Below are 11,084 nucleotides of genomic sequence, written 5' to 3' on the forward strand. Positions count from 1 at the left end.
TTACTCGACATAATTGACCGTCTGTCGACTCAGAAAAAACAAAGCAGACAGGCGGCAGTCGCCTACATGCTGGACATACGTAATTCAAAGAGACTTTCCGCAAAGCCGACACGCGATAGCGTAATCTGCTACCGCAGCATTTTTCGTTCATGGAAATACAGTGGAGGCCGCAAGTCGTTCAAATAACGGGCCTGCGCAGTGCAGATTAGCCAGGGCCCCTCCCCGAAGAGCCGCACAGATAGCATGCCGGGCCTTAACCTCAGTCTTGTAGATATACCGACAGGGAGTAGTCTAGTCAGAGATAGCAACCGTGATTTTAGAGGACGGTGAGAATTGAGCGAGGCACTACCGAAACTTTTCGCGCATGGGGCGCAATGGGTGAGGGCGGACTTTCATCTGCACACGCGGGCCGATAAGGAATTTCGCTATGACGGCGAGGAGGATCGCTTCGTCGCGAGTTATATTAATGCGCTCGAAGCTGCCGGGACGCGGCTCGCTGTCATCACTAACCACAATAAGTTCGATCTCGACGAATTCAAAGCCCTGCGCAAGCGGGGACGCAAATCGGGAATTGGCGTGTTGCCTGGAGTAGAGCTATCGGTGAAGGATGGCGCGAACGGCGTACATACGCTGGTCGTATTCTCCGATGCCTGGCTGGCCGATGGTCAGGATTATATCAATCAGTTCTTGGGGGTCGCCTTTTCTGGCAGGGTGCCTTCGCAGTACGAACAGGAAAACGGTCGCAGCAACGATGATCTTGTTGATACGCTCAAGATGCTGGAAGGATATCATCGTGATTTCTTCATCATTTTTGCCCACGTCGAGGCAAATAGCGGGCTATGGAAGGAAATTGGCGGGGGACGAATGGGAGAGCTTGCTACAGAGCCCTTGATCCAGAAATATGCCCTTGGTTTCCAAAAAGTTCGGACGCACGACAAACCTGATGACGTATGCCGCACTAAGGTTAAGGGTTGGTGGCGTGAGCACTATCCTGCCGAAGTCGAGGGCTCTGACGCAAAAGCAATTGAGGACATTGGCAAGGGGCGGAAGGTCTATCTCAAGCTTGGAGACCTCGGTTTTGATGCCGTCAAATTCGCTCTAACTGATCATAATTTCCGAGTTTCGACAGAGATTCCGGTGGTCAGCCATTCTCATATCAATGCTATCCGCTTCGAGGGCGGATTGCTGGATGGTAAACGTATCACATTCTCCCCGCACTTGAATTGCCTTATCGGCATCCAAGGCAGCGGAAAGTCCTCAATCCTAGAGAGTGTGCGCTATGCGCTCGATATCCCCTTTGGCGAAAAAGCGCAGGATAGGGAATATAAGGACAGGCTTTTGCCCCACGTCCTTAAAAGTGGCGGCAAGGTGATTGTCGAAGCGACTGACCGACATGGAGCGCAATTTGAAGTAAGTCGTATTTGGGGACAATCGCCAAATGTTTACGTCGATGGCACGCTGCGTCCAGGTGTCTCTATTAAGGAAACCATAATCGCCAAGCCGCTGTACTTTGGACAGAAAGATCTCTCGGCTGCCGGAAAAGGTTTTGGGCACGATCTTGTCGAAAAGCTCATGGGTGATAGCCTAAAAGGTGTCCGTAAAAAAATTGAAGAACGCTCGGACGACCTGAGGAAGGCGATAGAAAGCTTCAATTCGGTCCGCAGCGATGCCGAAAACAAGCAAGCGCTGGAGGATGAACTCAAAGATGTAAAGTTCAATCTGGAGCACTTCGACAAACACGGCATCAAGGGCAAGCTTGAAAAGCAATTGGCCTATAGCGAGGACCTGACTTACTGCGAGGGCGTCGACGAGACGGCGCAAGGCTGGCACAAGGCAATTGATAATGCGGCGACCCAAGCCGAGGAAGATTTCAATCTGATCGAATCTCATGTTTCCGATCACAACGCCGATTTCTTCACGCGCTATGCGGCCAAGGTACAGGAACTAAAAGAAACCGTTGCAACGGCTAAGACCCTTGCTCTGACGATCAAATCCAAGTCCGGTGACCTGGGTACGTTGCGCCAAGAGCTTGAAAGTATTCGCGATAGCCTAAAGGAGGAATTTGCCGAGACGGAACGGAAACTTGTTAAGGCGTTCGAAGAACAAGGCATCTCCTCGATCCAGCCGGATGCCTATATCGAACTCACACAGCGCAAGCAGGAACTAGAGTCACAGATCGACGAGCTTACCAAGCGCACCGGCAAGGAAAAATCCAATCTTGATGCGGTCCTGACAGCCCTGATTTCGCTAAATGATGCTTGGCATGATGAGTTCAAGCTTATCGAAGCAGCGTTGAAGACCATCAATGAATCACAAAAATCGCTGAGGGTGGAGGCGGTATTCAAAGGGGACCGCAGCGCCTTCAAAAATCACATTGAGGGGCAACTTCGTGGCAATAATCTCCGCAAGGAATATTATGATGCCCTCACCGCTGCCTATACGGATTTTGGCGAGATTTTCCAAGACCTCGGCTCGGCTTCAACCCATGCGAAGGCAAAGTCCGAAGAGTTCAAGAAGCTCTTCATGGCAAACTTGTACGCACTTACAGGTTATCAGGTACCAAACAGCTACGTGGTAACATACCACGGAAAAGCGCTGTCATCACATTCTCTCGGCCAGCGCGCCTCCGCCATGATGCTCTTTCTTCTAAGCCAAAAGGGGAATGATCTTTTGCTAATCGACCAGCCGGAAGACGATCTCGATAGCCAGACTGTTTATGAGGAGGTGGTAAAGCTGCTTCGCAAGCTCAAGCCGGACCAGCAATTCATTTTTGCAACCCATAACGCGAACTTCCCGGTTCTGGGCGATGCGGAGATTATCACCACGTGCAGTGCCAGCGATGATAAAATTACAATATCGGTCGGCAATATTGACGAAGAGGCTTGTCAGGCGAGCGTTATCTCCATCATGGAAGGCGGTCCAGAAGCCTTTGAACGGCGCAGGACGATCTATCAAATCTGGAAAGCACGAGCCGTTTGAGGGTGATTGTAAGAAAGTCGGGAGCATGCTCTAGGCCGGAGCGACTGCGGGTGGAGTGACTTTGAGGTCAGCATCCGCCTTCATCTCGGTCGTTTGGACCACAAGATTATTTGTCAAATAGCGGACATCAGCGCTTCAAAGCCTCGTTGTAGAGGCTTGTCTGGATTTCACTGATTACACCTATTGAATGATTCCAAGACACAGGCAGTCCCCCAATGGACGTTACGGTGAAAATTTCGGCGATACGGACTTTTGATCGGATCATATGACAAGCACATCCTTATATCCTTGTCATACTGCCCCATAGTATGAAAGGATACTCAAGGGCAGTATATTCGGAGTAAACGTTTCGTGCCGCACACACCAGCTGAGAAAAAGCGCGTTCTGACCCGCGTGCGCCGTATTCGCGGGCAACTTGATGCGCTGGAACAGGCTCTGGAGAAGGGGGCTGATTGCGGTCCGGTACTGCAACAGGTTGCGGCTATCCGAGGAGCGATCAACGGATTAATGGCCGGTGTTCTTGAAAGCCACCTGCGGGAAGAATTTGTTGAATGCGCCGGTGATCGTGATGCTGCCAGTGGTTCGATCGAGAATGTGGTGTCACTCGTTCGATCCTATCTCCGGTAATGCTCACGACGCTGACTGACAGGTTATTTGGAGAAAAAATCATGAAATCACGGGCCGCAGTTGCTTTCGAGGCGGGTAAGCCCCTTGAGATTGTCGAGATCGACGTAGCGCCTCCTCGTGCGGGTGAGGTGCTCGTGCAGATCACACATACGGGTGTCTGCCACACCGATGCGTTTACTCTGTCAGGGGATGATCCCGAAGGACTGTTCCCGGTCGTTTTGGGTCACGAAGGCGCGGGAATTGTGATCGAGGTCGGGGAAGGGGTGACCAGCGTTGCCCCCGGCGACCACGTCATTCCGCTTTACACGGCTGAATGTGGTGAATGTCTGTTCTGTAAGTCTGGAAAAACCAATCTCTGCATTTCAGTGCGCGCCACACAGGGTAAGGGTGTGATGCCGGATGGTACGACGCGTTTTTCCTACAAAGGTCAGCCGATCCATCATTACATGGGGTGTTCGACGTTTAGCGAATACACGGTTGTCGCCGAGGTTTCTTTGGCTAAAATCAACTCCGCATCCAATCCAGAGCATGTCTGTTTGCTGGGATGTGGCGTCACCACCGGGATCGGTGCGGTACACAACACGGCCAAGGTACAGCCGGGAGATACGGTTGCCGTCTTCGGACTGGGCGGGATCGGTCTAGCGGTGATTCAGGGAGCGCGACAAGCAAAGGCTGGCCGGATTTTCGCTATTGATACCAATCCGGAAAAATTTGAACTTGCTAGGGCGTTCGGCGCCACGGAGTTCCTTAATCCTAAGGACTATGACAAACCGATCCAACAGGTTCTGGTGGAAATGACCGGCTGGGGCATCGATCATACCTTTGAATGTATCGGCAACGTCAATGTCATGCGCGCGGCGCTGGAAGCCGCCCATCGTGGGTGGGGGCAGTCGATCGTCATCGGTGTGGCTGGGGCTGGTCAGGAGATATCAACCCGTCCCTTCCAGCTTGTCACGGGTCGTTCGTGGCGCGGCACGGCTTTTGGTGGTGTCAAGGGGCGCAGCCAACTTCCCGGAATGGTCGAAGACGCCATGCGCGGCGATATCGAGCTTGCGCCTTTCGTAACCCACACGATGCCGCTCGAAGACATCAATACGGCCTTCGATCTGATGCATGAAGGAAAGTCCATCCGTTCCGTCATTCATTTCTGAGGCGAGTTTCTCACGACGCAACATCATTCCCACGAACGGGAAATTACAGGAGAACGATCATGGCAGTTATTTCCGGTGACGGTGTTTTCTCTCATGTTTTTCTTGGGGCAGTGGACATTGCGGTATCCACGAAATTCTATGACGCCGCGCTTGCGGCTCTGGGCATAAAAAACCTGGGGCCATTCGGGCATGGGTGGATTCTGTACGGCCGCGAAAAGCCGGCCTTCATCATTGCGCGTCCTGGCAACGGTGAAGCGCCCTCAAGCAACGGTGTTACCATCGGTTTTGCAGCAGCGACACCCGCCGAAGTGGAGGCTTTTCATGCCGCAGGTCTTGCCAATGGGGGAACCGATGAAGGCAAACCCGGCCCGCGAAGCCACTTACCGGGCGCTTATGCTGCCTATCTCCGGGATCCAGCAGGGAACAAGATCTGCAGTTATACCTTCACGGACGGTAACTGACATGCGCAAAAGGCAGTGAGAGTCATGGAACGCAAGGAAACGCACGCCTCTTTTGGGGGCGTACAGGAAGTCTGGCGACACAAGTCCGTGTCGTTGGGTGTGGAAGCAAACTTCGCGATTTACCTGCCGCCGCAGGCAAAAACTGAAAAGGTTCCCGTTCTTTACTGGCTCTCCGGTCTGACGTGTACGGAGCAGAATTTCATTGGCAAGGCTGGCGCGCAACGCGTCGCCGCAGAACTGGGCATCGCCATTGTCGCGCCAGATACCAGTCCACGGGGTGTGGAGGTGGCTGATGACGATGCTTACGATCTTGGTCAGGGAGCCGGATTTTACCTCAATGCGACGCAGGAGCCGTGGGCTGCGCATTATCGGATGTATGATTACGTCGTCACGGAACTTCCCGTGCTGATCGAGGCGAGTTTTCCGGTTACGCAGCAGCGCGGTATTGCAGGACATTCAATGGGTGGATTTGGCGCCATCATGATCGCGCTTCGTAATCCTGGCCGCTATCGTTCTGTGTCAGCCTTTTCACCCATTGTGGCGCCAACACAGGTACCATGGGGTGAAAAAGCATTCAGTGCTTATCTGGGTCCGGATCGTGCCAGTTGGGCAGCCTATGACCCGCTTGAACTTGTGCTAACAGCGAAGGAAAGACTGCCTGTTCTGATAGATCAGGGTCTGGCGGACCAGTTTCTGAAAGAACAGCTCAGGCCAGAACTCTTCCATGAAGCTGCACAGAATGCAGGGCAAGAACTCATCCTGAATCTTCGTCCTGATTACGATCACAGCTATTATTTTGTAGCCAGTTTCATTGCAGATCATCTCAGACATTTCGTCAGTAAACTACGATGAACAGATTGTCAGATTTTTTGGATCCGCGCTTTTCTGGCTTCGGGTGGAGACGAAATCTGTTAGGGGCGTCTTTGAAACTGTGGAATTAACTGGCGGCTTTCTGCATCTTTTGTCCGGAAGCAGACATTCCGTTTGCCCCCCTGATCTGCCTGCCCGCTCAGTGACAGAGGAGCAGACAGGCGGCAATCGCCTCATCCTCGACATACAAGGCGCGATAAAGATTTCCAAAACCGGACATGTGCGCGTGGCAAGTCCGACATACTCGCGTATACCGTCACCGTTGTTCCCGTCTGCCAGTAATTTCCGCTCATGTGCCTCACGATGCTGCGCATATTGGTAATTATACTGTAGCAAAATGAACCGACATCTCTGGACAAACACCTGAGCGAGCGTATGGTTAAGTGGTTCAACTTGATGGAATGATGCCCCGCATGCGCCGCTGATTGACGGCGCGCTTCATCACACCTCAACGCCACTTCAGTCCTGCGCGGCACGACGATCAAATGCGGCGCGGGCCTGTTCAAGGGCGGGCCGGTTCTCGCGTGCCCAACTTGCCAGGGCTGCCAGAGGTCCTGTCAGGCTTTGCCCCAATGGGGTCAGACAGTAATCAACCTTCGGCGGGACGGTAGCATAGGCTTTGCGAGCTACCAGTCCATCGCGTTCGAGCCCGCGCAGAGTGATGGTCAGCATCCGGTGCGAGATGCCGGGGATGCGGTGCTTCAACGCATTGAAACGATGGGTGCCTTCTGAGAGATGGCCACAGACCATGACCGTCCACTTGTCGCCAATGCGTGCAATCACCTCTGCCAGGCCGCGACATTCCGCTTCTACATTTTCCATTGCTACTCCTTGGGCCGACAGGACCCTGGGTGTTCTTGACGCATGAATTCATGCGTACTTGTTAGCCACTAGGAACAAATTTATCCTAAAGAACCATAAATAACCATGGAATCTGATGATGAAAATAGGTGTGAGCGGTGCCAGCGGCCAGCTCGGTAGCGCAGTTGTTCAGGCGTTGGCGGAAACGGTTGCGGCCGAAAACTTGGTGGCGATTTCGCGCACCCCCAAGACCGATCGAACCTACGCAGGTCGCTTAGGCGACTACGACCAATCCGAGACATTGGTGGCGGCCTATCAGGGCCTGGATCGCCTGTTGTTGATTCCAGGGGCTGATCTGCGGCCGGGGATTCGTTCGCGCCAGATGTTGGCGGCCGTGGATGCCGCTGCACAGGCCGAGGTCGGTCACGTTTTCCTGTTGTCGGCAACCGGGACGCAGCGTGAGGGGGAGTCCGCCGTTGGGGCGGCGTATTGGCACAGTGAGCAGGCGTTGATCAAGAGCGCGATCCCCGCATGGACGATACTGCGTATGAGCTATTTTTCCGAGACGCTGGTCGAAGAGGTGCGGATGTCTTTGACGGCAGGCGGGCTTGCGATGCTTGAGGACAGCCGCGTCAGTTTCGTTTCGCGCGGCGACGTGGCCAAAGCTGCCGCCGCCGCATTGACCAGCGAGGGCCACGAGGGCGCCATATATCAGCTGACAGGCTCTGAAGCCCTGCGTGGTGAAGCGGTCTGCAGACTGGTCGCACAGCAGATCCAGCGGCCCTTTGCCTTGAACGTTATGCCCGCCGAGGTGTTGCGAGCCGGGTTGCTCAAAACGGGTCTGCCTGACGTGGTTGCCGATGCCGTGGTATCGATGAAGGCGCGGCAGGCGCGTGGCGCCTACGACATCGTCAGCGGTGACATCGTGCGTTTGACCGGAGGCACGCCGTGTTCCCTGGCCGAAATTCTGGCGAGTATCGCCGGAGGACTGGGGCAGTCGTAGCACCGCACTTGCTGGGTGCTTTGCTGCGCCATTCGACGGAGGTCCGCGCCACCGGTGCAAGTAGGCTTGGAATTGCGGGTACATGACCACGTTGGAGGCGTAGTTCAGCAAGAGGTCAGGTCCAACTGGATGTCGGCGTTGCCAGGGCACTCGACCAGATGGCTTTCCAGGGCGATGGCGTCCGGGGCGGCTAGCAACTGTGTTTGAGCGGCCTCTCGTCACAATCACCAACGCTATCCTCAAAAGCGGAGTGCCATGGCGCATTAGCTCCGCCGCTTAAACACTGTTGCTAATTCAGACCGTCACGAGGCTCAACGAAAGTGCTATTCCTCTCACTGTCGAACCGATCGCGTGCCGTTCTGAATGCCGCAGCGTTGTCAATAATCCACCGCCAAAGAGGCATCATTCCTACGAGCAGCCCCTTTCCCAACGGAGTGAGAGTATAATCCACCCGTGGCGGGACCTCACCGTAATCATGGCGAATAATGAGACCGTCGCGTTCTAACTGACGAAGGGAGCGCGTCAGCATACGCTGTGTAACCCCTTCAAGCCGCCGCGCCAGCTCAGCATGCCGCAGTGTGCCAGCGACACCGAGAAGATGGACAATACCGAGTGACCATCTGTTGCCGGCATGCGCAAGCACTTCTCGCTTCAACCCGCCATCATCGTCACTGAGAGCGTCGCAGGCAGCCTGTGACTGAGCCATCACGGCATCGAAGTCCAGATTATCGAACGGTATCATTCGTGTACCTTCTTCTCATTGCTACATCATGTCTTATTTTAACTTCATAATTATAAGGAATTCCTGATGCCAGAGATGAAGACCCCTGTCACTGAAACCCTTGTCATCGGCGCCGGAGAGCTTGGTCAGACCGTCATCACCGGCCTGCTTGAACAGAACCCGGAATGCACTCGGTCAATCAGCGTTCTTCTCAGACCATCAAGCGCAAGCACCAGAACGGATATTGCGCGACAATTAAAGCAAAAAGGCCTGCAGATCGTTTATGCTGATCTTTCGACGGAAACGGTAGAGGACCTCTCCGCCCTCTTCGCCAAGTTCAGTACAATTATATGTTGTACCGGGTTTGTTGGTGGCCCCGGTACACAGCGTAAAATTACCAGTGCTGTCCTGAAGGCTGGGGTGGACCGTTATGTGCCGTGGCAGTTTGGTGTCGATTACGATGTTGTTGGACGTGGTAGCGGGCAGCCAGTATTTGATGAGCAATCAGACGTAAGGGTCCTGCTGCGCGGTCAATCTGCGACCCAATGGATAATCATTTCGACAGGAATCTTCACCAGCTTTCTGTTTGAGCCAGCTTTCGGTTTGGTGGATCTTCAAGGCGCCAAGGTTCGCGCACTCGGCAGTTGGGATAACCGTCTGACGGTGACCACTTCCGAAGATATAGGACGACTTACAGCGAGCATCCTCGCCCATAAACCGCCGATCCAGAACGAGGTGGTTTACGTTGCCGGGGATACGTTCTCCTACGCTCAACTCGCCGAAAAGATGGAGCACTACCTTGGCCGCCCTGTCATTCGGGAACTGTGGGATATGGATAGGCTACGCGCAGAAGTCGCCGCACACCCTGACGATGGAATACGGAAATACCGTCTTGCGTTCGCACGCGATACTGGCGTGGCATGGGACAAGAAACAGACTTTCAACGCTTTACAGGGCATTGAAGTAACCGACGTCATGACCTGGCTAAAACACCAGAAACATCATGTCGCGTAAATCATTCATTGTTTGCGGCATCAGCATTCCGGGCGACACAAGGCGAACATCCATCCTAGCCATCAGCCCCTTGGTTTACTTGCAGAGCGTGGTCGGACCATGGCGCGCTGCTAGCCTCTGATGGAAGTCGGCATGAAGTGCTGCAAGTGTAATCTGACCAAAACACGCCAGAAATTGGGCCTTAACATCGGCCAGGACGCTACTCATGGCGTGGTTAACGGCTTCTTCGACTAGGCACTCAGTCTCCTCACTCCGGTTCCCTATGGCGAATAATCTTGGAGCATCAAGAGCCTCGTAAATATCTCGCAGCGTTACCCGATCCAACTGGCATGAAAGCGTCCACCCCCCGCCGTGTCCTTTCTCGGAGTGCACATATCCATGCTCACGCAGACCGCCCATAAGACGTCGCACAACCACAGGGTTGGTGTTAAGGGCGCGAGCCAGGGCTTCTGACGTCATGGGACCACCTGCTTCTGCCATATGCAGGAGTACGTGGAGCACACAGGATAATCTGTTATCTTGTCTCATGTAACTTCATGTGTTGCTAGAGTGCGATTTCGTCAGTATATCATGAAACTCGAAAAGTGACATGAAAGTGTGCGCGAACATTCTGACTTCGAGGACATGCTGTATGAATTTGCTCGAAATTCTGACAGTCGGCGTCGTGGCGACTGCTGCATCCGATATCTGGCAACAAGCCCAGAAACCATTGACTGGAATTCCTGCAGCCAACTGGTCTGTCACCGGCCGCTGGGTCATAGGGTGGCGTGACGGCAGGATCTATGACCCAATGATTGGAAAAAGACCCTCCCTGAAAGGAGAGGCGCCTGTCGGCTGGGTATTTCATTACCTAATTGGTGCTGTTTATGCCGCACTGTACCTCAGTTATGTGGCGGTCATAGCAAAGACAGTCCCCACACTGCTAAATGGTCTACTCTTCGGACTTGTTACCCTTTTAGCGCCTTTTCTGTTTATGAAACCTGCTCTGGGCGGCGGTTTTTTCGGGCTTAGGGCTCCCAATCCTGGAAAAGGACTATTCCTCAGTATCAGCGCTCATGCTGTCTTTGGAATGGGACTGTATTTAGGTGAACTTTTTTACCAAGGTGTTTTCTGAAACCTTATTCATAGAGTGATTACAGTTTTCTATAATTACGAGGACTGACACCTGTCACTCTGCGGAAGACCTGAGCAAAGTGACTTGGACTGTCGTATCCGATCCTCAAGGTAATCTCGATAATGGAAAGATTGGTCTTACGAAGCATTTCTGATGCTTTCTGGACGCGGCGCTGCATGAACCAACCAGAGGGAGTTTGTCCCGTGTGACGTGCCCCCTTTTTTGTATCCACTTAAAAGGAGAGTTCCCGTTTTTTATGGCTTGGGGTTGATGGAATGACAAGGGTCTCGGGGGCATGCCCCCGAGACCCTTGTCTGGCGATCTGATCCGGTGTCCTGCCATC

12 protein-coding genes and 1 pseudogene are annotated in these 11,084 nt (G+C 53.6%); 9 read left to right on the plus strand and 4 right to left on the minus strand.

Translation table 11 applies throughout. From position 1 onward, the window contains the following. The 6 genes from HK23_RS14655 to fghA form a co-directional block, all read left to right on the plus strand. Positions 1-186: hypothetical protein (locus HK23_RS14655; RefSeq protein ID WP_218777713.1), on the plus strand; the 186-nt coding region annotated here is incomplete at its 5' end. 147 nt (positions 187-333) lie between these two features. Continuing rightward, the gene (locus HK23_RS12950) at positions 334-2,979 is read left to right on the plus strand and encodes a TrlF family AAA-like ATPase (RefSeq protein WP_179193907.1); all 2,646 of its coding nucleotides are present in this window, start codon (positions 334-336) and stop codon (positions 2,977-2,979) included. A gap of 351 nt (positions 2,980-3,330) precedes the next feature. Continuing rightward, a complete protein-coding gene (gene frmR, locus HK23_RS12955; protein WP_003626675.1) occupies positions 3,331-3,606 on the plus strand; it encodes a formaldehyde-responsive transcriptional repressor FrmR in 276 nt (91 codons plus the stop codon). Positions 3,607-3,647: 41 nt separating this feature from the next. Next, positions 3,648-4,757: an S-(hydroxymethyl)glutathione dehydrogenase/class III alcohol dehydrogenase gene (locus HK23_RS12960; RefSeq protein ID WP_086654297.1), complete on the plus strand. Its 1,110-nt coding sequence runs from the start codon at positions 3,648-3,650 to the stop codon at positions 4,755-4,757. A gap of 59 nt (positions 4,758-4,816) precedes the next feature. After that, entirely contained in the window at positions 4,817-5,218 is a 402-nt protein-coding gene (locus HK23_RS12965; protein WP_086654294.1) for a VOC family protein, read from the plus strand. A gap of 24 nt (positions 5,219-5,242) precedes the next feature. Next, positions 5,243-6,070 carry an S-formylglutathione hydrolase gene (fghA, locus tag HK23_RS12970; protein WP_086654295.1) on the plus strand — a complete coding sequence of 276 codons (828 nt, stop codon included), beginning with the start codon at positions 5,243-5,245 and terminating at the stop codon, positions 6,068-6,070. Positions 6,071-6,547: 477 nt separating this feature from the next. Here the strand turns inward: fghA and HK23_RS12975 are convergent, their stop codons facing one another. Next, entirely contained in the window at positions 6,548-6,910 is a 363-nt protein-coding gene (locus HK23_RS12975) for a winged helix-turn-helix transcriptional regulator (protein WP_063908781.1), read from the minus strand. 115 nt (positions 6,911-7,025) lie between these two features. On the opposite strand from HK23_RS12975, the gene HK23_RS12980 reads away from it, so the two are divergent. Beyond that, positions 7,026-7,892, plus strand: a complete 867-nt coding sequence (locus HK23_RS12980) for an NAD(P)H-binding protein (protein ID WP_061470493.1) — start codon at positions 7,026-7,028, stop codon at positions 7,890-7,892. Positions 7,893-8,181: 289 nt separating this feature from the next. On the opposite strand, the gene HK23_RS12985 is transcribed toward HK23_RS12980, so the two are convergent. Continuing rightward, a complete protein-coding gene (locus HK23_RS12985; protein ID WP_082881840.1) occupies positions 8,182-8,634 on the minus strand; it encodes a winged helix-turn-helix transcriptional regulator in 453 nt (150 codons plus the stop codon). 66 nt (positions 8,635-8,700) lie between these two features. On the opposite strand from HK23_RS12985, the gene HK23_RS12990 reads away from it, so the two are divergent. Beyond that, the gene (locus tag HK23_RS12990; RefSeq protein WP_063908782.1) at positions 8,701-9,627 is read left to right on the plus strand and encodes an aromatic alcohol reductase; all 927 of its coding nucleotides are present in this window, start codon (positions 8,701-8,703) and stop codon (positions 9,625-9,627) included. Between the two features lie 75 nt (positions 9,628-9,702). On the opposite strand, the gene HK23_RS12995 is transcribed toward HK23_RS12990, so the two are convergent. After that, positions 9,703-10,155, minus strand: a complete 453-nt coding sequence (locus tag HK23_RS12995) for an Rrf2 family transcriptional regulator (RefSeq protein ID WP_082881946.1) — start codon at positions 10,153-10,155, stop codon at positions 9,703-9,705. Positions 10,156-10,258: 103 nt separating this feature from the next. Between HK23_RS12995 and HK23_RS13000 the strand changes: the two genes are divergently transcribed. Further along, a complete protein-coding gene (locus HK23_RS13000) occupies positions 10,259-10,741 on the plus strand; it encodes a DUF2938 family protein (protein ID WP_086654298.1) in 483 nt (160 codons plus the stop codon). 19 nt (positions 10,742-10,760) lie between these two features. Here HK23_RS13000 and HK23_RS13005 read toward each other — a convergent pair. Beyond that, a pseudogene (locus HK23_RS13005) lies at positions 10,761-10,946 on the minus strand (helix-turn-helix transcriptional regulator); the annotation flags it as partial. Positions 10,947-11,084 lie beyond the last annotated feature (138 nt).

It is taken from the genome of Acetobacter malorum, from assembly GCF_002153605.1.
GTDB classification, from domain to species: Bacteria; Pseudomonadota; Alphaproteobacteria; order Acetobacterales; family Acetobacteraceae; genus Acetobacter; species Acetobacter malorum_A.